This is a genomic window from Nostoc sp. UHCC 0870 (assembly GCF_022063185.1).
GTDB lineage: Bacteria > Cyanobacteriota > Cyanobacteriia > Cyanobacteriales > Nostocaceae > Trichormus.
The window spans coordinates 5794510-5818815 of record NZ_CP091913.1 but is presented as its reverse complement, the minus strand read 5'-3'; the positions used below and the strand labels follow the sequence as shown (position 1 = coordinate 5818815).

The window sequence follows — 24306 nt, the reverse complement described above, 5'->3', positions numbered from 1 at the left end:
CGCAAGCGAGGAGGGGACTATGATGTACTTCATATGATTAAGAACTGTTAGCTATAATGCACCTGAATACTACAGCACGGTGTAAATAGAGAAAGCATACTCCTGCGGGGAAGGAAACTACTAAATAAGTGAAAAGCCTAAATGGTTAGATTAATATTCTTGAGTTAAATCTAAATAGTGGAAATAATAATTACTTCTTTCTAATGGAATAATAAATGTTTATTTCTCTAGGAAGACAAAAAAGCTCATAAATATAATTACTTTAGAGGAATATTTTTTTGAAAGTATTTTCTCTATTCACATCTGGGCGTAAATAACTCAACTATTAAAGAGCCAATACTTTAGCCTTATATGTCCAATGGGTGAAATGAATTTACAAATACAAGAATTACCAAACCCAAAGCGATCGGCTACGCTGGGCGGAACGCCATCGCCTAGAACTATTCAAGAAAATTCTACGCCTGGAAATAACCCTCAAGATTCATTAATTGCTACAGGGTGGCAGCGTGAACAATATATTGGTATTGCTATTTTATTTATCAGTTTGATTGCTGCGATCGGCTTTTTTAGTCGTCGCTTTGAATATGCACTTTTGTTTGCGTTAGCTCTCAGTATCGCTTTAATGGTTTTGCTTCTTAATGTTTAAATTTAAAAGCAGGAGGAGGAAAGGGTGTAGAGGAGACAAAGTAGAACCCACTCACCACTCACCACTCACCACTCACCACTCACCACTCAATTCACCGTTGGATTAGCACGCTGCTGCTGATAAAGTCCGACCACTTTCTGCACATAGGTAGCAGTAAAGCCACTGTTACAACCTGTGTAGTTACCAGTCATCCACCAACAAGAAGTGCTACGCACAGCAGCAATTTCATTATTGTTAGTAGCGCGAAACTGCTGATATAACTCGCGGCGGACAATGCAAGAAATAACTTCGCGTGCGATCGCCTGGTTATTTTCAAACTCTGTCGGTGTAACCTCTTTTTTGAGACAATTCCTTGACCAGCCTTTAAGGGTTTCGGGCTTTACTTGCCAATTACTGTACAGTCCATCATTTACTTTGCCTGTTTGCGGTGCAGCTAGGCGCAATGCTTCTACCATCGCTGCAACTTGAGCATTAGATACCCGTTGTTGTGCTTGAGCTAACAATGGCGACATTGTAAAGCTAAAAACCAATCCAGAAATGAGTAGTAATTTCCTGGTGTTTTTTCTCATGGGTGGATTAATTTTTAATACAGATAAACATTAAAAGTTAGCATACTATTTTTTGCATCCCCACAAAATCCCATACTGGGATGAGGATGGTTTAAATTCAAAATTTCAAAGTAGCGATCGCTCTAGTGGTGATCAAAGGTGCTTGCTAGAAAGGCAAAAATCGATTTCATACAGCAATTTCGACAACTTGATCTGTCATAGCTGTTTGCGCTCAACTGTGGTGCAGGCACTCGCGCTAAATTATGATCAAAGTTGAGGGGCTAAGAGCGATCATTATGTCCAGTTTTCTATGTTTAAACCTGCTATTTGCCCAAAATCACCAATATTTCGAGTTAATAGAATAGCCTGATTCACCAGAACTATAGCAGCAATTTTTAAATCCATTGTGCCAAGTCTGGGATAAGCTTTCTTCAGTCTTTGAAATTCTTGGGCTGCGGGTTGATCAAATTCTAGGATGGGAATCATACAATAATTAGTTAGTTGCTTTTTTAACTCCTTGTAGGCTAAAACTTGTGTTTCAACATTTTGAGCTTTTGCAACATAACTCAACCAACCTCGCATTTGCTCCTCGTAGCTGATAATTGTGACTGCAACTTGATTAGGATTCATGTTTGCTAGTCGCATAAGTAGAGGTTGCGCCTGTAACCCTCCGCGATCTAAAACACTGAGATGATCGGTATCGAGAATATACATTTAAACATCTCGTGATTCTATCAAATTTGAGCGCAGAGATTCACGATACTCATGTCCTAGCTGCATCGCTTCATCATATGCTGGATTATCAGTAAATTTTCCAGCAATTTTCTGCCACCAAGGGGTTTTAGCGGAAGAAACCACCTCTAGCTTGCTTTTGAGGCTTGCAACTTCCGCCTCTAAAATTGCTACCCGTTCTTCTATTTCTTTTGACATGACTTCATTTTTTCTATATTCTCAGTTTATATAGTAGCGATCGCACTAGTTATGGTCAAATTTGTGGGATTCTGTTCAAGACTTAGGCACAGATCGCCACAGGCATCGCTCACAGGAATGATACAAGATTTTCCTTGTTTGCCGGTTGGTAAAATTACTTCATCCTCAACACACCACTACTGTCATTTTAAACAACGAACGGTGATGAGGCGATAGCACTCTTTTTTATATAGGCTTGACTATCTGTAATATCAGGTCTTGAATTGATCACACCTTCACTTTTCCAATAAGCAACAAGTTCCGCTCCTGTCTTTGGTGGATTTACTAGAACTTGCCCGGACAGTAAGAACACGAAGAATGTATTCATAAAGAGTCAAGTTAAGCTGAGAGGCTTCATTAAAAAGCTCTTTTTCTAGCTCTGGTGGTAAATCAAGATTAATATTCATTTTGGCTTTCTACTCTAATAACCAATCAAATAAATTTCCTACCGTAAGCTGTAAATCACTGGCAAAAAATGGCACAGGAAGTAAATGTTCTGCCTGATCAAATAATTCTGGTGGCTGGTTTGAGAAATAAACAAATACTACTTTTTCACTTGGGTCAATCAACCAAGAAATTTTAGTACCATGCTTCAAAGAATGCAATATTTTAGCAATGATTTTAGTTTGACTTTGCTCAGGTGAGAGGATTTGAATTATCCAATCGGGTGCTAGTGCAAAAATATTGGCGATACCTCCGTTTTCATTGCGAGGAATTCTATCCCACAGAAACACTGCTACATCTGGGACGATCGCACGCCCTGCAAAAATGCAGCGTAACTCTGGAAACGCACGCGCAATTTTTTGCGGCTTAGTGACTCCATTGATGGTAATAATTAATTCACCTTGAATCGTACTGTGTTCACCCTGTGGCATGGATTTCTGAATAATCTGACCATCAATGTACTCACTTGCAGGTTTAGTTTCTGGTAGCTTCAGAAACTCCTCTAATGTCAAAGTTTTCGTTGGTGTCTGTACCATTGGCGACTACCTTTCCTATTCTCCACTGATTTCAACTAACTTTTCACCTGTTCGCAAAAGCTCTAATGCTTTTGGCAAAGTAGCAATTAAAATCTCTTGTAACCGAGAATTTGATGTATTTCCGCAAGTTAACCAGATAATTTGCGGAGGTGTTCCCAGACGCTCAACCAAGTCAACAAAGTCGCTATCCTTAGTTATAAAGATAACTCCTTGAGTTTTTGCTACCTCAAAAATCTCAAGGTCTTCAGCGTCTCTCAGGCCAACATCGCGTAAAGCTAAAGCTGTTATACCAAAAGTGTTGCTGATCCAAGTCGCAATGGTAGGCGATAAATGTGCATCTATCCAGATTGTCATGCTACTAACACTGGATGATTGAGCTTCCGCGAAGCATATAGTAGTGCTGCTTTGAGATCATCTGCTTCTAGATCAGGCATTTCTTCTAATATTTGTTCTGCATTAAGTCCAGCAGCAAATAAGTCTAATACATCTGACACCCTAATTCTCATCCCTCGAATACATGGGCGACCGCCGCATTGTTTGGGATTAACTGTAATTCTGCTCAGTAAGTTGGACATATAGTTTTACTTGATGATTAATCCTAATCTACTATTTAAAAAACAGATGCCTCTGCGTAGACGCTAGTTGCTTGCTGTAAGCATCGCTCCCTGCATTCTCCCTAAAGCATCAATCAAACTTTGCAATTGTTGGTCTGCTTTCAACACTGCTAAACCGCGTACAGTTACCTTACCAGGAGAATAAACAAAGCGGGTTTTCAAATGATCTGGTAAGTTTGCTGCAAGTAAATTCCAAGCAGGTTCTTCCATTGGGGTTTCTAAAACGACGTGCTGCTTGTTCTCTGGTTTAATGCGGCTAAATCCTAATTTTTTCGCTATTTGTTTGAGTTCCATTACCCGTAATAGTTGATTGGCGGGGACTGGTAAACTACCATAGCGATCGCTCCACTCAGCTGCAATCAGCGTTAACTCTTCTTTGGATTTCACAGCCGCTACCGCACGATATGCACTCATCTTTTGATCAATATCAGGAATATAATCAGCAGGGATAAAGGCGGTGAGGTTGAGGTCAATTTGGGTATCGTCAACTTTGGGTATTTCTTGACCGCGAATTTCCCTGATTGATTCTTCCAACATTTCCATGTACAAATCAAAGCCGATCGCTTCCATTTGACCGGATTGTTCTGCACCTAGCAAGTTACCCACACCCCTGATTTCCATGTCGCGCATTGCTAGCTGATAGCCAGAACCGAGTTGTGTAAATTCCTGAATCGCCCGTAAACGTTGCCGTGCGGCATCAGATAACTCTCGCTGTTTGGGATAAAATAACCAAGCGTGGGCTTGAATCCCTGCACGTCCTACCCGTCCGCGTAATTGGTATAGTTGCGATAAACCAAATCTGTGAGCGTCTTCAATTAAGATGGTGTTAACGCGGGGAATATCTAAACCTGATTCAATAATTGTGGTACAAACTAGGATATCTGCGTCACCATTGCTAAAGGTGAGCATGGTTGATTCTAACTCGCTTTCGTCCATTTGACCGTGAGCGATCGCAAATCTTCCCCCTGGGATCATCTCCCGCAAATTTGCGGTTGTCTCTTCAATTCCTTCAACTCTTGGAACTACATAAAATACCTGTCCGCCTCTATCTAGTTCTTGACGAATTGCACTACGTATGCTGTCTGGATTTCTGGGGGAGAGGTGGGTTTGAATTGGTCGTCTGGTGGGGGGTGGGGTGGTAATCAAACTCATTTCTCGAATCCCCGATAAGGACATATACAAGGTGCGGGGAATTGGGGTGGCGGAGAGAGTCAGGACATCAATTTGGGTTTTCAGGCTTTTAATTTTCTCTTTCTGGTTCACCCCAAATCTTTGTTCTTCGTCTATTACCAACAGTCCTAAGTCTTGGAAACTTACACCTTTACCTAAAAGTTGGTGTGTCCCGACGACTATATCTAACTCACCTGTGGCTAGACGTTTTTGAATATCCCGCCGCTCTTCTGCGCTGCGGAAGCGGTTGAGTAAGCCGACATTCACGGGGTAAGGGGCGAAGCGTTCTTTGAGGGTGTGGTAGTGTTGCTGGGTGAGAATGGTAGTTGGTGCGAGTAAGGCGACTTGTTTACCGGAGGTGACGGCTTTGAAAATGGCGCGGATGGCGACTTCTGTTTTCCCGAAACCGACATCACCACAAATTAAACGATCCATTGGGCGATCGCTTTCCATATCTCTTTTCACATCCTGCACAGCTTTTAGCTGGTCGGTTGTGGCTTGGTAGGGGAAGGAATCTTCCATTTCCTCTTGCCAAGGCATATCTTGGGGATAAGAAAAACCCTGTTGTTGCGATCGCGCGGCGTACAATTTCAGTAAGTCTACCGCTAATTTCTTGATGGCTTTGCGGACGCGGTTCTTGGTATTTTCCCAAGCTTTACCTGTCATTTTATGCAGTTCTGGGGCTTTATCTCCGGTGCTGCGGAAGCGGGATAATGAGCCTACTTGGTCAGCTGAAACTCTCAGAGTTCCGTCAGCATACTGCACCACTATATAATCGCGGGTTTCGTCGTTAATTGTCAGGCTTTCTAACTTAACGAATTTGCCAATCCCATGACTTCTGTGAACGACATAATCCCCTGGACGCAATTTGTTGGGGTCAACTTGCTTAGATGCAGCCCTGCGCCGTTTGCGGATGTAGCTAGGTGTAGCTAAGGAATGCTGTCCAAAAAATTCCCGGTCGGTGATTACTACTAAGCGGTAAGTCGGTAAAATAAAACCTTCCAATTCCGCCAGTCCCGAATATTTCAAAGCTATGGGGACATGATTGATTTGCAGTTTGTCAATGGCTTGGTAGTCGCGGGGGTTAGGAATAAACTGTGCTGGACAATCGTGTTCTTGTAAGAGGGAGACAGAACGGGAAGGTTGAGCAGAAATTAACCAAATCGAGAAATTGCGATCGCGTTCTTGGCGTAGCGTGTCCGCCAGTTTTGCGAATTGGTGCGGCGTAACTGGTACAGCCCGACTAGCTAAATTAATTCCGCTATTTTCTTCTGCTAATTCTGATAAATATAAAGTTTTAAATCTGGTGACATCAGCGAGACAGTCATCAAAAGACCGATGGATTTTGGGTAATTGTAGTTTGCCCAGTTCATATTCTCCCGTTCCCAGTGACCATTGTTCCTCGGCATTTTCCACCCAGCGATCGCTATGAGCATGACATTGTTCTGGCTCATCAATGGCAATTAGGGTATCCTCTGGTAAGTAATCCAGAATCGAAGCTGGTCTTTCAAAAGCTAAACCCAAAAAACGACGGCTACCTTCGATGAGTGGTGAGTGTTGAGTGCTGTTCGCTGAAAGCGTTCCCGAAGGGTATGCTGAGTCAGAATTCAACTCAGCACTCAGCACTCGGAACAGGCTAAACGCCTCGCTACCGCTAACAGCACTATCCTTGAGTGCTTCTAAAATGATGGGAGTAAAGCTAGTCGGGGTGAGGGTAATCTGTGCAATTTTGTCAAGAGCAGAACGTTGAGTTGTGGTGTCAAATTCCCGGATTTGCTCAATTTCATCACCAAACCATTCCAACCTGACTGGCAATTCCGAAGATACAGGAAAGACATCCACAATATCACCGCGCCGACTCCACTGTCCTTCTGTCTCTACTAGGGGTACTCGTTCATACCCCAAACGAGTAATTTTTTCGCTGAAAATATCCAGGTCAAATTCCATCCCCCGCTTGAGGATAAGACATAAAGGAGTAAAAGCTGCTGGCGGTGGTAAATGGGGTTGCAACCCCCCTACAGTAGCTACTACTGCTATTTTATTAGTTTCTTGACTGTTGACTATCGACTCTTGACCCTTGACCAAATCTGCCAAAACCTGCATCTGTCCCCAGGTCATTTCCGTTTCAGGATCAAATGGTTCGTAGGGAGAAGCTTCTGAAGTGGGGTAAAAATGTACAGTCTGCCATCCCATCGCTTCTAACTGTGCGTAAGCGCGTCCGGCTTCTTCCAAGGTGGCACAAACTACCAATAAATTCCTGTGAGAATTTTGTGCTAATGCTGAAGCGACTAAGCCTTTAGGTAGACGAGAAATGCCATTTAAGCGCAAATCTTGTTGACGATTTAACTTAGAAAGTAACTCAGTGCTGAGTGGCGATCGCGCCAAGGCACGCACAATAGAAGAAAATGCCATAAGTTCAACTAACGGAGGAAGTCTTTGTAGATTGAGAAAGTATAGTGACGGTTATGTTCACTATTTTAAGTGCTGAGTGGTGAGTGGTGAGTAATGAGTAATGAATATAGGACTTACGCAGTGATACGAATAATCAAGGGTTTGGGCGAGGGTATAGGGGTATAGGGGTGTGGGGGTGTAGGTGTTCAAAACCCTTACACCCCTACACCCTCATAACCTTACACCCCTTCTTCACAAATAACCTCTGTGCGTAAGTCCTGGAGTAATGAGTAATGAGTGGTGTTAGCGGTAGCGCGGTGTTTAGTCGTTGAGTCAGTTCTCAATGCTCAATACCCAATGCCACTTCTCTGGGAAACTTTAATACTACATACTAATGATGAAGCTAGTTTCGCTTTTGAATAGCGGCAATTTATAATATGTCCTTGGAAATTTTAATCATTTTCGTACTAATTATTGCTAATGGTGTGTTCTCGATGTCTGAGATGGCGATCGTCTCAGCGCGGAAGGTGAGACTACAACAGCTTGCCAATCAAGGTGATGCTAAGGCCAGGGTCGCACTAAAGTTAGCAGAATCTCCAAATAATTTTTTGTCTACTGTTCAAGTCGGTATTACCCTCATTGGTATCCTAACTGGTGCTTTTGGGGGAGCAACAATTGCCAACAGCCTAGCCTTATATGTGAAACGCATCCCTTTTTTAGCAATTTATAGTGAACAAATATCCTTTGGGATCGTAGTTTTGATTATTACGTATTTATCTTTGATCATCGGTGAACTAGTACCGAAGCGTCTGGCGTTAAACAACCCAGAACGCATTGCGGCGATTGTTGCTATTCCCATGCGTGCTTTAGCAGCATTGGCTTCTCCGGTGGTACATTTGTTGAGTGCTTCTACAGATATGGTGCTGCGAGTTTTGGGGATTGCACCTTCTGTAGAACCGCTAGTGACTGAGGAAGAAATTAAAATCCTGATTGAACAAGGTACAGAGGCGGGAACTTTTGAAGAAGCAGAACAGGATATGGTAGAGCGAGTTTTTCGTCTAGGCGATCGCTCTGTCGTTTCCTTTATGACACCCCGTCCTGATATTGTCTGGTTAGATTTAGAAGACTCACAAGAAGAGAATCGGCAAAAGTTAAGTGAAAATACTTATTCTCGTTATCCAGTTTGTCAGGGAGGAATGGACAATGTATTGGGTATTGTCCCAGTTACAGACTTACTCTCTAGGAGTTTTCGCGGAGAAAATCTAGACTTAACGGTAGGATTACGCCAACCTGTATTTATTCCAGAAAGCACCCGTGGTTTAAAAGTTCTGGAGTTATTCAAACAGACTGCAACTCACATGGCTTTAATTGTGGATGAATACGGCGTGATTCAAGGGTTATTAACTCTCAATGACATCATGAGCGAAATCGTTGGAGATGTTCCAGCTAGTCCTGAAGAGAATGAACCCCAAGCGGTGCAAAGAGAAGATGGTTCTTGGCTACTGGATGGGATGATAGCTGTAGAAGAATTCTTTGAACTTTTTGGGATGAAGGAATTAGAATTTGAGGAACGAGGTAGCTATCAAACCCTGGGAGGTTTTGTTATTACCCATTTAGGCCGCATCCCCGCCGCCGCCGATCATTTTGAATGGGAGGGGATGCGGATTGAAGTGATGGACATGGACGGTAATCGTGTGGATAAAGTATTGGTAGTACCAAAGATAAATCAAGGGGAAGGAGTTAGAGGTTAGAAGCAAGTTCGCATCCGGGTAAACTACGATAAATATCGACAAGAAGCGCAGTTTACAATAAACTTCATCAGATTAGAAATAGTGAATCAAGAAATACAGATTTTTTGATGGGAGACTAATATGGTTAATTTGAATGCTGCAAAAGTTACTAAAGGTCACTTTCAATAAGGTTCATATAAGAACATTTTTGCTTTCTTCAAGTTAAATTAGCCATTGTATTAAATGGAAAATAATCATAAATATCCCCAAAGAACTGTGCTTATAACAGGATCAGCGCATGGAATTGGCTACCAATTAGCATATATTTTTTCCCGTCATAATTACAATCTGGTTTTAGTGGATAAAGATGAAGAAAAACTTGCAGTAATTGCTGAGGAATTTATCCAAAAATTTGGCATTTCTGTTAAAACTTTAGCTAAAGATTTATCTATATCAACATCTCCAGAAGAAATATTCACCGAATTAAAACAAGCAGCGATCAAGATTGATGTATTAGTTAATAATGCTGGATTTGGTACTTATGGAGTATTTAGCGAAACTGACCTCACTACAGAACTAAAAATGTTACAGGTAAACATAGTGAGTCTCACCCATTTAACTAAGTTATTCCTCAAAAATATGATCTGCCAAGGCTATGGAAAAATATTAAATGTTGCGTCAGTTGCAGCTTTTCAACCAGGTCCACTAATGGCAGTATATTTTGCGACTAAAGCTTATGTTTTATCATTTTCCGAAGCGATCGCTAATGAATTAGAGGGTACAGGCGTAACAGTAACTACTCTTTGTCCAGGACCAACAGCATCAGAATTTCAAAAAGCAGCCGCAATGGAAGAAGCCAAAATTTCTCATGTTAATAGAATGATGAATAGTGAGACTGTCGCTAAAATTGGCTACGATGGTTTAATGGCAAATAAAACTATTGTGATTCCTGGTTTTAGAAATAAGATATTAGCTAAATCCGTCAGATTTGCACCCAGAAAAATAGTTAGTAAAGTCGTGAGAAATATGCACGAACTAAGGAAATAATCAGGAAGTTTTGAAGACCAGGGTAAATCTACCCCTAGTTAGAAATTTCCAACATATATTTATATTATTTAGAAATTTTCATTTTTGACTTGATATGTTCCCAAATTTCTAACTCTTCGATAGCCGTTTCACTTCTTCACCCGCTAACATTTGATGGGCTTTCGCCAAAAATTGGGGAATTTTATCGGCGTGGGGGCTGTGGATGAGACATGGGTACAAGTCTAGTTCATCTAATTTATCGGCTTTGTTACCAGGAAACCAGTGACTACCGTTACCCAACAGGTTATAACGCATTTTGGCATAGTCTACTAAATCGTAGGCGTTGGCTAGATTCCACAACCATAAAATAACGCGAATATTTACCTCTCCTGGGGTTTCTTGCCATTTTGGTAAGTTAGTTTGCCACGTTTTTACCCAATCTTCTCCTAGAGTAGCGATCGCTTCTTCTTCTAATCTGGCTAAAATTGGCGGTAAAATTTCTGATGCTCGGTCTAATAATTCTAACGTTTTCAGGTGTTCATCAAAGTCTTGGGGTTTAGCTGCACCAATACTTAATGTATGCACCTGTGAGTGGCTCAGACAAAACAAATTATTAAACACCATCGGACTCAAAGGCGCACACAAATCTACTAGTTTTTGTGGTGGATTATACAACAATCCTCCTTTATTAGAAGGGCTAATAATAAATACACCCATATCATGATCTGTTGCAGCTGCGATCGCCTGCCAATTCCATTGATTAATGTAATACCAATGCAAATTTACATAATCAAATTCATTAGTATTAATTACATCAATAATTGCATCTGTCGCACCATGAGTAGAAAAGCCTACAAACCGCACTTTACCCTCTGCTTGTAGCTGTCGCGCCACATCTAAACAGCCCCCAGGACGGATACTATAATCCAATATTTCACTGTTATTAATACCATGTAGTCCCAGTAAATCTACATAGTCTAACTGAAGATAGCCCAGTGATTTTTCAAAAGTCTGACGAAATTGCTTTGCATCTGCCGTAGGAGAGACTTTTGTCTGTACAATCAACTGTTCCCGGCGCAACTTGGGTAATACTTTCCCTAATTGCATTTCCGAAGTACCATATCCACGAGCAGTTTCAATATGATTAATTCCCAACTCAACTGCATGGCGAATAGTGGCTTCTAAATTTGCCTGATTATCCGCCGGTACATCTGAAGGCTCAACATCTTGCCATTTATATTGGTATCTCATCCCGCCGCATGAAAACACCGGCATTTGTAGTTCTGTCCGTCCAAATCGTCTATACAGCATCAGTTAATTTTGGAAATATTACCAATTTTAAATCTACAAAAAAAATTAGGGATGCGCCAAAACGCACCCCCAAATTCAAAACAAGTTGCATTCAAAGATAGTAAATTAACGTGAGTTCAATAAATTTCAAAAACCCCTCTCCAAACCTCTCCCCTGCAAGGAGAGAGGCTTAAAAAGCTTAATTTTTGATTGATCTTTAAAAATATTTAAGCCCCTCTCCGCGTCGGAGAGGGGTTGGGGAGAGGTCATTGAACTGACGTTAAATTAGGGGAGCAGAAGAGAAAAACTATTAGCTTTTTAACTCAGCACTCAGCACGCCCGCTACCGCTAAAAGCACTCCCTAAGAAGCATTTTGTAACTCAGCTGTGCGTACAGATAATTGTTGTACCTGATTACCGCGTTGTATTTTCACCTGTAAAACTTGACCCAGGCGACTATTTTCGACAACATTCTGCAACTGTTCTGCTTTAGTAATAGCTTGTCCATCAACTTGCATAATCACATCTCCTCGACGGATACCAGCTTTAGCAGCAGGGGAATTAGGGATAACTCGCATCACCAAAACACCATTAACTTCTGGGATAGTAAAAGCAGAGTTAGGATCAGTGTTATTTTGTTTAGCTAATTCGGGTGTTAAAGTTACCATCTGCACACCTAAATAGGGGTGAGCAACTTTACCATCCCGTTGCAGTTGATCTGCGATCGCTTTAGCTTTATCAATAGGAATGGCAAAGCCAATACCCATAGCATCAGCACGAATCGCTGTATTAATCCCAATGACTTCGCCTCGGTCATTCAGCAAAGGGCCGCCAGAGTTACCGGGGTTAATAGCCGCGTCAGTTTGGATGAAGTCTAACCGCTTGTCAGAGATACCGACTTGTGCGCTAGAACGCTTGAGAGTGCTGACAATACCCAAGGTGACGGTATTATCAAAACCTAATGGATTACCAACTGCGATCGCCCAGTCTCCTACCTGTACATTAGTAGAAGAACCCAAAGGCGCAACCGGTAAATTGTTACCAGCATTGATTTTCACCACAGCTAAATCTGTGACTTCATCAATACCTTGAACTTTACCGTCAAAGGTGCGACCATCTTTAAGTCTGACAGTCACGCGATCGGCTTTATCCACCACATGGGCATTAGTTAAAATTAAGCCACTCTTATCAATAATGAAGCCAGAACCTAGACCCCGCAATTGTTCAGACGGTAATTGTCCTTGAAAATTATCACCAAAAAACCTGCGAAAAACAGGATCATCAAAAAATGGATCAACACGACGGGTAATTGTGCGTTCTGTATCCAGCCTAACCACGGCTGATCCCACACGATTCACGGCTGCTGTGACAAAGCTACTGTTACCGACAGCAGTGACAGCTGGTGGTTGTCTTTGAGCAATTAATTCTGGTACATCAACAGTTGTGCTAGAACTGGGTGCAGGTTCAGCTTGGGAAGGTAAAACCCGCAAAGAACTGAATGTTAGCGCAACTCCTAGAATGATGGCTAATACATGAGTACCGAGTTGGCGTATAGACCGGGGTAATTTAGTAAATCGCATATTCACAACCTAATCTAGTAGCCTAGTTGTTACTTGATGGTGAAAAATCTATCTTGAATGTCGCAATTCATCATCCCGTTACGACTGTAACGGGATGATGAATTGCGACCAGTATAAAACCGACCCCAGGGAGACCTTTTAGGAATCAAGCATGATAAAATAATCATGGCAATGCGCCCAGATGCGCCCAGTGAGCCAAGATTGGTGTTTCTCGCCAGATAACTCGCATCACCAAAAGGAAATACCGGAATACCGGGGGGTCGAATGTTGTGAATGAGATAACTATACATGAGAATAAGTATTTTTTAGTTTGCCGTCGGGCAGTCGGTGAACTTTAAACAGATGCTTGTGGAGGGGAATCTGGACGGGGTTTTGAGTCAGAGATGGTTCAAAACTAGACAAACCCATTGAAGCAAGAATCTCCCACTACAATACAAAGCATTTAGTGGTGAGAGTGTCAACTAAAATTATTTTGGCAGATGGAAACATAATCCTTGAATCTTGACGTTAGCTCTCAGCTGCAAGTTTCGCTGTGTCAGTCTATCGTTTTAACTAAGCCATAACACGAGCCACCTGTAATTTAAGTTAATAGAATCTTGAACCTAATAGCTATTATGGCTATTTACCCTTAGCAGGTTCGGGTTTTACCCATTTAATGGGGACTGGGAACTGGGGAACGGCGAAATATATCAAAAATACTTCTCCCTTGTCTCCCTTTTCTCCCTTGTTCCCACTCTTAAGATAGGATCTTAAATATCACCAGTGCTTTAATAAACCATGAACGGCTCAAACCGATTAACTAAAGAATCTTCGCCTGTATCTCAGTCTACAGAACACATACACAGTCACGATTTAGAAGATGAACACATAGCTCATGCTGATGCACAAGGAGATTCAGTTCATCCTCACATCCATAGCGAAGAATCTTTACGGCGAATTGTGAATCGGTTATCTCGGATTGAAGGACATATTCGCGGCATCAAGACAATGGTGCAACAGAATAGCCCTTGCCCTGATGTTTTATTACAAATCGCAGCTGTTAGAGGTGCATTAGATAAGGTAGCAAGAATCGTACTAGATGAACATCTAACTGAGTGTATCGCTAGAGCTGCAAAAGAAGGCGATATAGACTTAGAAATCAAACAACTTAAAGCTGCTTTAGATAGATTTTTACCTTAAAAATTTATACATTAGTTTGTAGTAAGGACTTTAGTCCTTAGAATTATGAATTACTAACTTATGATTTTAGAAAATTATCATATTAACTATTCTTTAATTACTAATGCAAATAAACATTTAATTCTTTTTTTACATGGTTTCATGGGTGATATTCATGAGTTTGATACAGCCATAAACCTATTAAAAGATAATTTTTCCTATTTAAAAGTTGACCTCCCTGGACACGGAAATACTCAAGTATTAGGTGGGGATGAATATTATACAATGCCGAAGATAGCAGAAGCTATTATTAGCTTACTAGATAAATTAAATATTACCAAATGCTTCTTAGTTGGTTATTCAATGGGTGGTAGATTGGCTTTATATTTAACTTTAAATTTTCCTGAGCGTTTTTATAAAGTTATATTAGAATCAGCTTCCCCAGGATTAGCAACAAAACCGGAACAAATAGAGAGAGTTAAACGTGATGCTCAAATAGCTAGAAAGTTAGCTAGAAGTACATCTAAAATTGATTTTGCAGCTTTTTTGTTTAATTGGTACAGTCAACCAATTTTTGGTTCTATTAAAAATCATCCAGAATTTAAGATAATGTTAGAAAGCCGACTGCAAAATCATCCTCAAGAATTAACTAAATCGTTGCAATTTATGGGGACTGGTAGCCAACCATCATTATGGGATAAATTACCAAATAATCAAATTTCTTTACTTTTAATGGTGGGTGAAAATGATTCTAAATTTATAGATATCAATAAAGAAATGGCTCAAGTTTGCCGAGCATCCCAGTTAAAAATCATCAATAATTCTGCACATAATATTCACTTTGAAAATACTTCAGAGTTTATAGATAATCTCAAAGTTTATTTTCAGTCAACTACCTTACCTGCAAAGAGATGAGATGTTTCGCTTTGCTCAACATGACAGCTTAAGCATTTATGCAAGAGGTCTACTCATCACTCATCACTCAAAACTCAGCACTCATCACTCACAACTCATTCCATTCTCGGACGAGGACGGCGCGATTTTGGTTTTCTCGGTTGTCGCTTTTCGCGTAAGCGATCGCTTACTTCATCAAAAAACTCCCTTCTGATGTAAGGATAATCACCTACCCAGATGTTACGACTGGGAACATAAACATCACTATAGTCTTCAATGCTGCTCAAATCAGGACGATTTGACATGACAATCATTTCGGCTATCTGTCCACGAGTAATTTCTTTATGAAAAGGACGTAGTGGTGCTTCTAACTCGACGCTAAATCCCGTGTCATCGCCAACTTCGATGTTAATGCGTTTTTCCCGGTTTTCGACAATGACTAATTCGCCTTTACTGTTAACGGTTTCTTGTTTACCAATGAGCTTTTCTGTAATCCACCAATCGAGAATCCGACCCCGAAAAAAGCCGCTATATTTGTAACGGCGGTATTTTATATTACGGATACTAGCCTGAAATGCTGGATACCACATCCAGAACAACGCACCCATTACTCCCAGGAAAAATATAAAGAAAAAATCGAGCTTAAACACTCCTCGGACAAGCAAAATTACAACTAGAACAACGACAGAAATTAATAGTCGCTGTAAAAAATTGGCAAACTTCCCCCAATAATACTTGTACTGTGGGCCAGTGGCAATTAGGGGGATCAGTTGTTCAAATTTCTGGCGAGTCAAGGGGACAAGCATAATAGTGCTGAGTAATGAGTGCTGAGTAATGAGTAATGAGTTAGGAGTTGGGAGTTGGGAGTTGGGAGTTGGGAGTTGGGAGTTGGGAGTTGGGAGTTGGGAGTTAGGGTTAGAGGATTTTTTCTAATCCATATACTAATGACTTTAACTGTAAAACTTTGCGAATTGCTAGTAAGACTCCTGGCATATAGCAAGCGCGATCGCTTGTATCATGGCGTAAAGTATAAATTTGTCCGGGTGCGCCAAAAATTACTTCTTGATGGGCTATCAGTCCAGGCAACCGCACACTATGTATTCTAATCCCTTCACTGGCTAAACTACCTCTAGCCCCTGGAATTTTTTCCGTTTCTTCCACAAGCGCAGGGTTAAATGTTTTACCTAGTTCTGCGAGTAATTGAGCAGTTTGAATGGCTGTACCACTCGGCGCATCGGCTTTTTGGTTGTGATGCAGTTCGATAATTTCTACATGGTCAAAATATCGGGAAGCGGTGACGGCGGCTTGTTGTAGCAGTACCATCCCAATGGAAAAGTTGGGAATCACTAAACAACCTGTACTAGCTTTCTCGGCAAAATCCGCCAAACTTTGCAGTTGTTCTGGACTTAACCCCGTAGTCCCAACCACAGGACGAATCCCATAGGCGATCGCACTCCGCACATTATCGTAAACTGAATCAGGATGGGTAAAGTCTACTATCACTCCAGGAGGCCCCTGTCTTTCCCCAGCCACATAACCCAACATTGGTTCTAATTGGTTAGTGATAGGTATTTCTAAAGGTTCTGCTAAACCTGCTAATTCTCCCGCATCTTTACCTTGATGTTCAGCACTGTGGTCAATTGCACCCATAAGGTTTAAGTCTGGCGATTCTGCTACCGCTTTCACCACCTCACGACCCATTTTGCCAGCAGCACCATTCACAATCACCGGGATAGGAACTTGATTCGTCATAATTACAACTATACTTTTTAAGTCAACCAGGAACTTATTGTAGAGATTTTAGTGTGCCTGTTGCTAGTATTTTAATGAACTACCTACGGACTTCGCTTTGCTACGTCCGCTTGCGTTACTTCCCTCTCAGCACTTTTCGTGACTGATTTTCCCGCATACTAGAGGTTTTATGAGCCGAATCAATCCATATACGCTGCAAATGCAGATTACGCGGATGTTTGATCAAGGACAATCATTCTTTGCCACAACTAAAGTACAAGACTGGTTGAAAGAAAAAAATCAAAATCCATTGGATTATGACATTATTTTTCATCAAAAGCCTGCTCCTCCTGGCTCAAAGGAAGTGATAGCAATAGAAATCGAATTGCGGCGTAAAGATGGACAACCTGTAGACCCTTGGTTACAAGAACAAGCTAACCAACACGCTTAATGTTGTCGATGTTAATCTTTATTCTCAGTAGACATCTCCATAAATTAAATATGCGTTTTCCAGAAACCTTGTAGAGACGTTCGATGGAACGTCTCTACATTCTTTTTTGGAGATGTCTAGTCATTGCGAGTAAGCGATCGCAATGACTGAGAATAAAGACCAAAATAGTAGTAATTTTACTTAGTCTTGACGGCAACTTATTTACATTTATATTTTGATTGCATAGATAACAATCAGGCTTGTCAGGCTGGGATATGACTATTTATTAAAATAATATTTACTAACTGCATCATTCTTTAGAACTACTTTTTCAACTAACTGTAAATCCTTTCATTAGAGAGAGGTTGAAGTTAAGCAAAGTGATTAATGTTGGTGATAAAAGGGTTAGCCAAGCGTAATTTACTGATGTTTAAATTTCTCAACCAAGTTAGTGATTATGTCCAAACCTCATTTCAATCTGGTCGATATATAGGACAAGGACTATCGGTAACATTTGACCACATGAATCGTCGTCCGATTACTGTACAGTATCCTTATGAGAAACTGATTCCTTCTGAACGTTTCCGGGGAAGAATTCACTTTGAATTTGATAAATGTATATCTTGTGAAGTATGCGTGCGGGTATGTCCGATTAACTTACCTGTAGTAGATTGGGAATTTGATCAAGCCACCAAAAAGAAAAAGCTCAAGCACTACAGCATTGATTTTGGAGTCTGTATTTTCTGCGGTAACTGTGTGGAATACTGTCCAACTAACTGTATATCATTTACTGAAGAATACGACCTTTGTACATACGATCGCCATGAATTGAACATGGACAATGTGGCGATGGGAAGATTGCCTTACAAGGTTACTAATGACCCAATGGTGACACCACTAAGAGAATTAGTGTATTTACCAAAAGGAGTATTAAATCCTCACGGTGTTGCTGATGATGCTCATCGACCGGGGTTATTACCATCTGAGATTTTAGAGCAAGATTGAGAAAATTCTCATCATTAAGAAAATGAAATTATTACAGAGAAATTTTGCTAAAAAGCTGACCAATCTGATCACAATAGTAGGATTGAGTGCAGCGATCACAGTTGTTAGTTATTCCCACTTACCAGTCACTGCTAAAATAATCACCCAAAATCCGCCTGAGACTACTAAAGAGCAAACCCAAATAAGTCAACTTGATAGAGTATATATCACAGAAGCTGCTCAAGCAGGTATGGCAGAAATCGCAATGGCAAACTTGGCATTACAAAAGTCTCAGGATGATAAAGTTAAACAATATGCCCAGCAGATGATCAAAGACTATACACCTTTAAATCAAGAATTAATGCAGTTGGCTACCCAAAAAGCAATTACTCCACCAACGGAGATGGGTATTAAATATCAAGCATTAATCACGCAACTATCAAAATTATCTGATGCAAATTTTGATCAGGCATACGTTACCGAAGCTGGTATTAATAGGAACATGGAAGGTTTGATCCTCAATAGTCGTCTGTTACAACTGGGTCAAGATACTGAGTTGAAAGCCTTTGCTGCCAAAACTATACCTCTGATAGAATCACATTTGCAATTGGTTGATAAACTTTTCGCAGCACCGACTCAGCAATGAAGCAATTCAAAATTCAAAATTCAAAATTCAAAATAAAAGAGAGCGCAGGGGATGTAGAGAAGCAGACTGAGAAATACAAGTAAAAGACTTATCCACTTCCCGAAGAACCCCACCCCGCCACAGCTACGCTTTGTCTCCCCTCCCCGTGAACGGGGAGGGGTTGGGGGTGGGGTTCATTCGTGTGATTCCAACTTAAATTCATCAAATTTGACCACTTCCGAATCAGGCTTGCGGGTATCAAAACGATAGCTGCTAATTGTACCTGTTGCCGTTTCAAAAATACTAAAAACTGTAATATCATTGCTGGCAACATAAGGCATAGGCTGACTATCTTCACCCACCAAAGGATTAATTGTAGGTAACACAGGTTCTAAGCCATTGGGGTCGCCTATTACGGTATAATCTTCCTGATAACCAAATGGCACTTCTCGCTTTTTATCACCCCAAGCTGCACCATAAGAATTACCAACATTAGATGTTTCTAAAAAGTGCATTCCCCTAGAATCAACAAAGCGATTCCATAAATGGGAATGTCCATAAAAAACTAGTTGTACTTGAGCAGCTTCTAGTAAAGGGATGATATCACGAATTATATAATCTGATTGCTTGGGATACTCATAACGCACAGCGTTAATTTTGCCTTCAGTATCCCGTTCGATAATTTGTACAGGTTCAGTGTAGGGGGGTACGATGTTATCACCCAAAGTATGGGGCGGGTGATGGAACATGACAATTTTGTATTTGGCTTGTTGAAAGTCTGGGCTATTGAGTTCTTTCTCTAGCCAATTATATTGCTGACTACCTTTATTAATTGGTTCATAAATTAACTGCCCATAACCCCAATTTTCAGGCTGATTTAAATCTTTTTCTGCTTCCTTATATCTGCCTTTATAGGAAGCATCTAAGTTCGGAGTTCGCCACATATTAGTAATGTACAACACTACCAAGCGGACATCCCCAAAAGTAACAGCATAATATTTTTTACCACCCTCTTGACTTTGGGGTAAAGTTAAAATCTCTTCATAAGTAAATGTATTAAATGAGTTATCTATTAAAGATTTACCACTATATAACCTTTGGGCAACATCACGGGGAATCGTATCATTAAATTCACCATCTAAGCTGCCAGTTCTGGCTAATCTGCCCATGACTTCATGATTGCCAATGCAAGTATACATGGGTGCGTGTTGAATGATTTGCCCACCGGTGTAGGTTGTCTTCACGCCGTTATGTTCCATTTCATAACTCGCGCGACCTTGCAACCCAGGAAAAAACCCATTCCCCCGATTATCATCAAACCATTCTGAGGCACGGTCAGGGACATTCACTAAATCACCAGCCAACCACACTGCATCTACTTGTCCCACAGTTTCCACAACCTTTTGCAGATTTGCTGGGGTCATGGGTTTGAGTTGGTGGTCTGAGGTGAGGAGAATTTTTAGCGGTGTGTTTGGTTGGGGGGTGGGTGCAAGGGTAAAAACATCGCTGCTGATACTTTGACTGTCTTCTCTGATACTGGTGACACGATAGTTAACCCGTACCCCAGGAGTTAACCCTGTCACCTTAGCTTCATGTCGCCAGATGTCGCGCTTGACTGGTTGTTGATAAACTTGTCCGTTTTGGGTTTGGTTGGCGACTCGTGAGTTTTGGTCTTCCCTTGTGCGGCTAAGTTTCGTGGTACTGGCTGGGGTCGTTTGCTGTAAATTCTCCCCATAGGTAACTTGATGTTGATTACCAGCAAACTCAGTAAACCAGACTACTCTGACTGAATTTTCTGTTGGTAGTTGCAAAAATGGGTCGGTCAGCAGTTGCGGTGGTGGAGTCATAGTTGTTTGTCCAAATGAACGCACACTAATCAGGGTAAGGCATAGAAAAAACAAAATTACAGGGTTTAGCAGTTTCATTTTTAGCCTCGCTGCTGCGGGGACAGGGGACAGGTGACAGGGGACAGGGGACAGGGGACAGGGAAGAAGAGTGTTTCTTTTATTTTTGGCTAGTGCGTAACTGCGTTGGTTGGAGGGTTATTTTTTGATACAAACTTCCTCATAACGCTGACCAGCAATCTCCCAAGTGAATTCTGTTTCTACCAGTTGTCTGCCGTTGTGAGATAATTCTGCCCGTAGTTGTGGATGGTCGAACAGTTGTCTAATGGCATCAACGTATTCTGCGGTTCGATTGGCTCTTAGTGCTGCCAAAGGTATATTATCACCATCTACAGCCAGTCCTTCTAAACCGCGATCGCTGGCTACGACCGGCACACCTGCGGCCATGGCTTCTAAGGTTTTATTTTTAATCCCAAAACCCGTCCGCATGGGTACAACGCAGACAGTTGATTTGTGGAGGTAATCTACCATTGAAGGTACACGTCCAGTCACGGTAATTCCTGGTTGAGTTTGCAGTGCTAAAACTTCCTGTGTAGGTCGAGAACCAACAATATCAAAAGTAGTATCAGGATAATATTTTTGTATTTCTGGCAATACTTGATTAGCAAAGAAGCAGACAGCATCCATATTTGCCAGATTATCCATTGCACCGATAAATACTAATTTATGTCCATGTGGGTCAGTAGTGCGGTAGGGGAAGGTTACGAAGTCTACACCATTAGGAATGACTGCAATGTGGCTTTTTGAGTTAAATTCCTGCAATTGGATTTTATCTTCTTCTGTCGTGACTACAAGCGTGGAAAACTTAGAGCAATATTTTTGTTCATAGCGGCGTAACAGAGGCAAATTAATTTTATCTCGCAGTACATTTTCCGAAACACCGCTTGTTAGCTGATTGAGACAAGACCCGTAAACAGAACTATGAACATTAACTATAGTTTTAAGATGTTTTTGGAAATGCGATCGCACATAAATTTCATTGACACTGTGTTCGCAGGTCATCACATCATATTTTCCCTCCTCTACAGCCCTATCAATCCACCCCTGCATCTCGCTGGAGTAGCGGGTAAGGACACTTGGTGGTGTCCCCTGTAGCCAAAATTGACTCAATCGCTGTATTTTCTTGACTATTCCCCCATTTGTACCACTATCTGGCGGGCGATCAAAAACAACTAAGTGATCTACGCAATCCTCTAAGCCGGCGATTTCTGCGTCTGTCACATCGCGATCGCGTTGAGTTACCAAGGTAATAGTATGATTTTGACTGAGATATTTCAGTAAATTAAACGTCCTCACCTGTGTTCCCCCCCGTGTAGGTGGGTAGGGAAAGGTGGCAGATAGCATTAAGATATTCATACAAGTAAATCAAATGATGATATCTATACCATGACCTGATTGCAAGCCAGATGTCACCATAAAACTTGTTAATAGATTCTTGTTAAGTTTTCTTAAATTCAAGCAACTTCAAAGCCTCCCAGCAAAGGCGCACCACCCGCCATGAAATAAACACCACTTTCCTATCCAGTCCCCAGTCCCCAGTCCCCAGTCCCCAGTCCCCAGTCCCCAGTCCCCTGTCACCTATCACCTGTCACCTATCACCTGTCTTCCTTCTACCTTTCTGTCAAATCTCTTCACTTGACCGTATATTCACAGGCAACTAGTTGCTCTGACTGTGAAGTATACGCAAAGATGTTAACATTGTAAGTAATTTTGTCAGTCAAGTAGGATTTAGCAAGATGAAAGCCGTCGGTATTTACACCCTTGCCAATGATGCTGTATTTGACCAATTAGTTGCCTTGCTAAATAGCATTGAGGTCAATGTTAGTCCAGACATTCCTGTATGTGTTATTCCTTATAATGACAAAATAGATAAGGTGAAGCGGGAAATTCAATCTAGAAAAAATGTCACCCTCTTTGAAAATAGGGAATCCATTCAACGCTGGGATAAGTTTGCTGATGAAGTTTGGGCTGTACATCCAGAAGCAAAACAAGGAAATTTATCTCGCAATGGTTGGTATCTCAGCCCCTTATTAAGAAAGCTGTGTGCTTTTGATGGTGAATTTGAAAAATTTGTGTTTTATGATGCTGATAGTTTAGCCATGAAACCACTAGATAATCTATTAGATAAACTAAATAATTACGATTTTATATTTGATGATTGGGAGCATAAAAAATCTAGAGAAAATGCAGCGTTAGATATCACAGTCATAGAAAATAGTGGCTTATATAAAGAGGAAAATATCCGCCCTAAGTTACATTGTTCTAGCTTTTTTGGCTCTAAAAAAGGGATTTTTGCTCCGTCAGAACTTGCGGCTTTCAAGAAATTGTTAATTGAGGAGAACGAAATAGAATGGGTACGCAAGTGGTGGGATGATGCCTTTTTGTTCAACTACATGACATTACGGTGCGATCGCCCATTATTTAACTGCACACTTAGCCCCAATGGTCAAGAAAGAACAGGTAATTGTGCTAACGCTGATCCTTTTGTGAACATTAATAATGTTCTTTATAACCAAGAAGGATTAAAACCCATTTATCGTCTGCACTACATGAGTTACTCCTCTAGGGACTTTGCCAGATTATGCCAAGGTGAAGATGTTAATATCCGTTATCGCAACGAGTTTCTGCACTATCGCTTTCTCAAAGAACCAGAGAAAAGACCAAAACAGCTAAAATCACCTAACATATTCACAAAAAGTAATCGAGTTTTACAGAAAGTAGCAAATAAAATCCAAGCTGGTATATCTTAATATCTTTGGGTGAAATGTAGATGCAATTGCTGCCATAAAATGGCAGCTTCATTGATATTTGTGTAATAGATATTTTGGGAAGGATAAATATTAGATGCTAGTTTTTATAATTCCACTCAAAAGTAAGCATATTTGCCAATCTTGGGAAAGAGTATGTCAACTATTTGAAAGAACTCTCAGGTCAACTTGTAATCAGACAACAGATGAATTTAGAGTAATTGTTGTGTGTAACGAGAAACCAAATATTGAATTTACTCATAAAAATATCATATATGTTGAGCGTGATTTTGCATTACCTAGCTTAGATTGGCGTAGCAAAAATATAGATAGAACACGCAAACTGATCACTGGCTTAATTTATGCTAGGAATCTCAACCCATCACATATTATGTGTGTTGATGCTGATGACTGCATTAGTAAACATCTAGCGGATTTTGTCAATCGTTATCCTCAAGCTAATGGATGGTTAATCAAGAAAGGTTATTCTTATACAGAAGGGGATAACATCATCCGTCTAATGAGGAAAGGCTTCGAGCAATACTGCGGGACAAGTAATATAGTTAGATATGATTTGTATGATGTACCAGAAATTATAGATGAAATCACTGAAGCTAAATATGTAGAATATATATTTAACTATTATAGACATCGTGAAATAATTCAGACTTTAGCAAAAAAAGGCACACCACTTGAACCTTTACCTTTTATGGGTGCTGTCTATACCAAAAATGGACAGAACAATTACTTGGGGATTGAAGATAACAAGAAAAAAATCAATCTAAAATCAAGATTTTTCAGAATCAAAGCTTTATTTGACTACAGATGGATCACAAAATTAATCCGTGACGAGTTCCAATTGTACGATGTATTTAATGAATAAATTTGTA

Annotated in this window: 24 protein-coding genes and 1 pseudogene; 10 read left to right on the top strand and 15 right to left on the bottom strand. The window is 40.7% G+C overall.

Annotation, left to right across the window (positions count from 1 at the left end; translation table 11 throughout):
* The first annotated feature begins 367 nt into the window (after nt 1-367).
* Entirely contained in the window at nt 368-646 is a 279-nt protein-coding gene (locus L6494_RS24695; RefSeq protein ID WP_237990366.1) for a hypothetical protein, read from the top strand.
* 86 nt (nt 647-732) lie between these two features.
* On the opposite strand, the gene L6494_RS24690 is transcribed toward L6494_RS24695, so the two are convergent.
* The 8 genes and pseudogenes from L6494_RS24690 to mfd form a co-directional block, all read right to left on the bottom strand.
* Nucleotides 733-1158 (bottom strand): hypothetical protein, encoded by a 426-nt coding sequence (locus L6494_RS24690; protein ID WP_442946971.1) that lies wholly within the window; start codon nt 1156-1158, stop codon nt 733-735.
* A gap of 330 nt (nt 1159-1488) precedes the next feature.
* Nucleotides 1489-1908 (bottom strand): type II toxin-antitoxin system VapC family toxin, encoded by a 420-nt coding sequence (locus L6494_RS24685; RefSeq protein WP_237990364.1) that lies wholly within the window; start codon nt 1906-1908, stop codon nt 1489-1491.
* Nucleotides 1909-2124 (bottom strand): hypothetical protein, encoded by a 216-nt coding sequence (locus L6494_RS24680; RefSeq protein ID WP_237990362.1) that lies wholly within the window; start codon nt 2122-2124, stop codon nt 1909-1911. It abuts the gene before it with no gap.
* A gap of 187 nt (nt 2125-2311) precedes the next feature.
* Nucleotides 2312-2570 (bottom strand): annotated as a pseudogene (locus L6494_RS24675) (hypothetical protein).
* 9 nt (nt 2571-2579) lie between these two features.
* Nucleotides 2580-3143 carry a Uma2 family endonuclease gene (locus tag L6494_RS24670; protein WP_237990361.1) on the bottom strand — a complete coding sequence of 188 codons (564 nt, stop codon included), beginning with the start codon at nt 3141-3143 and terminating at the stop codon, nt 2580-2582.
* Nucleotides 3144-3158: 15 nt separating this feature from the next.
* Complete coding sequence (locus L6494_RS24665; protein ID WP_237990360.1) at nt 3159-3497, bottom strand: DUF5615 family PIN-like protein; 339 nt, start codon at nt 3495-3497, stop codon at nt 3159-3161.
* Complete coding sequence (locus L6494_RS24660) at nt 3494-3718, bottom strand: DUF433 domain-containing protein (protein WP_237990359.1); 225 nt, start codon at nt 3716-3718, stop codon at nt 3494-3496. The genes L6494_RS24665 and L6494_RS24660 overlap by 4 nt, the downstream gene beginning before the upstream one ends.
* A gap of 63 nt (nt 3719-3781) precedes the next feature.
* On the bottom strand, nt 3782-7339 hold the full coding sequence (gene mfd, locus L6494_RS24655; RefSeq protein ID WP_237990358.1) for a transcription-repair coupling factor: 3558 nt from the start codon (nt 7337-7339) through the stop codon (nt 3782-3784).
* A 416-nt stretch (nt 7340-7755) separates the two neighbouring features.
* On the opposite strand from mfd, the gene L6494_RS24650 reads away from it, so the two are divergent.
* Nucleotides 7756-9069 carry a hemolysin family protein gene (locus L6494_RS24650; RefSeq protein ID WP_442946970.1) on the top strand — a complete coding sequence of 438 codons (1314 nt, stop codon included), beginning with the start codon at nt 7756-7758 and terminating at the stop codon, nt 9067-9069.
* Nucleotides 9070-9291: 222 nt separating this feature from the next.
* Nucleotides 9292-10095: an SDR family NAD(P)-dependent oxidoreductase gene (locus L6494_RS24645; RefSeq protein ID WP_237990357.1), complete on the top strand. Its 804-nt coding sequence runs from the start codon at nt 9292-9294 to the stop codon at nt 10093-10095.
* A gap of 108 nt (nt 10096-10203) precedes the next feature.
* Here L6494_RS24645 and L6494_RS24640 read toward each other — a convergent pair whose 3' ends face one another.
* From L6494_RS24640 to L6494_RS24630, 3 genes are all read right to left on the bottom strand, one after another.
* Nucleotides 10204-11385 carry an aldo/keto reductase gene (locus L6494_RS24640; protein WP_237990355.1) on the bottom strand — a complete coding sequence of 394 codons (1182 nt, stop codon included), beginning with the start codon at nt 11383-11385 and terminating at the stop codon, nt 10204-10206.
* A gap of 340 nt (nt 11386-11725) precedes the next feature.
* Nucleotides 11726-12943 carry an HhoA/HhoB/HtrA family serine endopeptidase gene (locus tag L6494_RS24635; protein ID WP_237990353.1) on the bottom strand — a complete coding sequence of 406 codons (1218 nt, stop codon included), beginning with the start codon at nt 12941-12943 and terminating at the stop codon, nt 11726-11728.
* A 29-nt stretch (nt 12944-12972) separates the two neighbouring features.
* Entirely contained in the window at nt 12973-13233 is a 261-nt protein-coding gene (locus L6494_RS24630) for a hypothetical protein (RefSeq protein WP_237990351.1), read from the bottom strand.
* A gap of 487 nt (nt 13234-13720) precedes the next feature.
* Here L6494_RS24630 and L6494_RS24625 point away from each other — a divergent pair, with 487 nt between their 5' ends.
* Both L6494_RS24625 and menH read left to right on the top strand, forming a co-directional pair.
* Complete coding sequence (locus tag L6494_RS24625) at nt 13721-14122, top strand: metal-sensing transcriptional repressor (RefSeq protein WP_237990349.1); 402 nt, start codon at nt 13721-13723, stop codon at nt 14120-14122.
* Between the two features lie 60 nt (nt 14123-14182).
* Nucleotides 14183-15016, top strand: coding sequence for a 2-succinyl-6-hydroxy-2,4-cyclohexadiene-1-carboxylate synthase (gene menH / locus L6494_RS24620; RefSeq protein ID WP_237990347.1), 834 nt, complete (start codon nt 14183-14185; stop codon nt 15014-15016).
* A gap of 95 nt (nt 15017-15111) precedes the next feature.
* Here menH and L6494_RS24615 read toward each other — a convergent pair whose 3' ends face one another.
* Together L6494_RS24615 and dapB are read right to left on the bottom strand one after the other, a co-directional pair.
* Nucleotides 15112-15801, bottom strand: coding sequence for a phosphate ABC transporter permease (locus tag L6494_RS24615; protein WP_237990345.1), 690 nt, complete (start codon nt 15799-15801; stop codon nt 15112-15114).
* Nucleotides 15802-15910: 109 nt separating this feature from the next.
* The gene (dapB, locus tag L6494_RS24610) at nt 15911-16747 is read right to left on the bottom strand and encodes a 4-hydroxy-tetrahydrodipicolinate reductase (RefSeq protein WP_237990344.1); all 837 of its coding nucleotides are present in this window, start codon (nt 16745-16747) and stop codon (nt 15911-15913) included.
* Nucleotides 16748-16916: 169 nt separating this feature from the next.
* On the opposite strand from dapB, the gene L6494_RS24605 reads away from it, so the two are divergent.
* From L6494_RS24605 to L6494_RS24595, 3 genes are all read left to right on the top strand, one after another.
* Nucleotides 16917-17177: a hypothetical protein gene (locus L6494_RS24605; protein ID WP_237990343.1), complete on the top strand. Its 261-nt coding sequence runs from the start codon at nt 16917-16919 to the stop codon at nt 17175-17177.
* Nucleotides 17178-17582: 405 nt separating this feature from the next.
* Complete coding sequence (gene ndhI / locus L6494_RS24600) at nt 17583-18161, top strand: NAD(P)H-quinone oxidoreductase subunit I (RefSeq protein WP_237996256.1); 579 nt, start codon at nt 17583-17585, stop codon at nt 18159-18161.
* 22 nt (nt 18162-18183) lie between these two features.
* Nucleotides 18184-18786 (top strand): DUF4142 domain-containing protein, encoded by a 603-nt coding sequence (locus L6494_RS24595; protein ID WP_237990342.1) that lies wholly within the window; start codon nt 18184-18186, stop codon nt 18784-18786.
* 173 nt (nt 18787-18959) lie between these two features.
* On the opposite strand, the gene L6494_RS24590 is transcribed toward L6494_RS24595, so the two are convergent.
* Together L6494_RS24590 and L6494_RS24585 are read right to left on the bottom strand one after the other, a co-directional pair.
* Complete coding sequence (locus tag L6494_RS24590) at nt 18960-20612, bottom strand: purple acid phosphatase family protein (RefSeq protein WP_237990341.1); 1653 nt, start codon at nt 20610-20612, stop codon at nt 18960-18962.
* A 195-nt stretch (nt 20613-20807) separates the two neighbouring features.
* Entirely contained in the window at nt 20808-22025 is a 1218-nt protein-coding gene (locus L6494_RS24585; protein WP_237990340.1) for a glycosyltransferase family 4 protein, read from the bottom strand.
* Nucleotides 22026-22405: 380 nt separating this feature from the next.
* Here L6494_RS24585 and L6494_RS24580 point away from each other — a divergent pair, with 380 nt between their 5' ends.
* Nucleotides 22406-23419 carry an Npun_R2821/Npun_R2822 family protein gene (locus tag L6494_RS24580; protein WP_237990339.1) on the top strand — a complete coding sequence of 338 codons (1014 nt, stop codon included), beginning with the start codon at nt 22406-22408 and terminating at the stop codon, nt 23417-23419.
* A gap of 94 nt (nt 23420-23513) precedes the next feature.
* Nucleotides 23514-24299: a glycosyltransferase family 2 protein gene (locus L6494_RS24575; protein WP_237990337.1), complete on the top strand. Its 786-nt coding sequence runs from the start codon at nt 23514-23516 to the stop codon at nt 24297-24299.
* The last annotated feature ends 7 nt before the right edge of the window (nt 24300-24306 follow it).

Bases quoted from the DNA above. Each gene is read 5' to 3' on its own strand.
- L6494_RS24695 (WP_237990366.1), top strand. From the start codon at position 368: ATGAATTTACAAATACAAGAATTACCAAACCCAAAGCGATCGGCTACG.
- L6494_RS24690 (WP_442946971.1), bottom strand. From the start codon at position 1,158: ATGTCGCCATTGTTAGCTCAAGCACAACAACGGGTATCTAATGCTCAA.
- L6494_RS24685 (WP_237990364.1), bottom strand. From the start codon at position 1,908: ATGTATATTCTCGATACCGATCATCTCAGTGTTTTAGATCGCGGAGGG.
- L6494_RS24680 (WP_237990362.1), bottom strand. From the start codon at position 2,124: ATGTCAAAAGAAATAGAAGAACGGGTAGCAATTTTAGAGGCGGAAGTT.
- L6494_RS24670 (WP_237990361.1), bottom strand. From the start codon at position 3,143: ATGGTACAGACACCAACGAAAACTTTGACATTAGAGGAGTTTCTGAAG.
- L6494_RS24665 (WP_237990360.1), bottom strand. From the start codon at position 3,497: ATGACAATCTGGATAGATGCACATTTATCGCCTACCATTGCGACTTGG.
- L6494_RS24660 (WP_237990359.1), bottom strand. From the start codon at position 3,718: ATGTCCAACTTACTGAGCAGAATTACAGTTAATCCCAAACAATGCGGC.
- mfd (WP_237990358.1), bottom strand. From the start codon at position 7,339: ATGGCATTTTCTTCTATTGTGCGTGCCTTGGCGCGATCGCCACTCAGC.
- L6494_RS24650 (WP_442946970.1), top strand. From the start codon at position 7,756: ATGTCCTTGGAAATTTTAATCATTTTCGTACTAATTATTGCTAATGGT.
- L6494_RS24645 (WP_237990357.1), top strand. From the start codon at position 9,292: ATGGAAAATAATCATAAATATCCCCAAAGAACTGTGCTTATAACAGGA.
- L6494_RS24640 (WP_237990355.1), bottom strand. From the start codon at position 11,385: ATGCTGTATAGACGATTTGGACGGACAGAACTACAAATGCCGGTGTTT.
- L6494_RS24635 (WP_237990353.1), bottom strand. From the start codon at position 12,943: ATGCGATTTACTAAATTACCCCGGTCTATACGCCAACTCGGTACTCAT.
- L6494_RS24630 (WP_237990351.1), bottom strand. From the start codon at position 13,233: ATGTATAGTTATCTCATTCACAACATTCGACCCCCCGGTATTCCGGTA.
- L6494_RS24625 (WP_237990349.1), top strand. From the start codon at position 13,721: ATGAACGGCTCAAACCGATTAACTAAAGAATCTTCGCCTGTATCTCAG.
- menH (WP_237990347.1), top strand. From the start codon at position 14,183: ATGATTTTAGAAAATTATCATATTAACTATTCTTTAATTACTAATGCA.
- L6494_RS24615 (WP_237990345.1), bottom strand. From the start codon at position 15,801: ATGCTTGTCCCCTTGACTCGCCAGAAATTTGAACAACTGATCCCCCTA.
- dapB (WP_237990344.1), bottom strand. From the start codon at position 16,747: ATGACGAATCAAGTTCCTATCCCGGTGATTGTGAATGGTGCTGCTGGC.
- L6494_RS24605 (WP_237990343.1), top strand. From the start codon at position 16,917: ATGAGCCGAATCAATCCATATACGCTGCAAATGCAGATTACGCGGATG.
- ndhI (WP_237996256.1), top strand. From the start codon at position 17,583: ATGTTTAAATTTCTCAACCAAGTTAGTGATTATGTCCAAACCTCATTT.
- L6494_RS24595 (WP_237990342.1), top strand. From the start codon at position 18,184: ATGAAATTATTACAGAGAAATTTTGCTAAAAAGCTGACCAATCTGATC.
- L6494_RS24590 (WP_237990341.1), bottom strand. From the start codon at position 20,612: ATGACTCCACCACCGCAACTGCTGACCGACCCATTTTTGCAACTACCA.
- L6494_RS24585 (WP_237990340.1), bottom strand. From the start codon at position 22,025: ATGAATATCTTAATGCTATCTGCCACCTTTCCCTACCCACCTACACGG.
- L6494_RS24580 (WP_237990339.1), top strand. From the start codon at position 22,406: ATGAAAGCCGTCGGTATTTACACCCTTGCCAATGATGCTGTATTTGAC.
- L6494_RS24575 (WP_237990337.1), top strand. From the start codon at position 23,514: ATGCTAGTTTTTATAATTCCACTCAAAAGTAAGCATATTTGCCAATCT.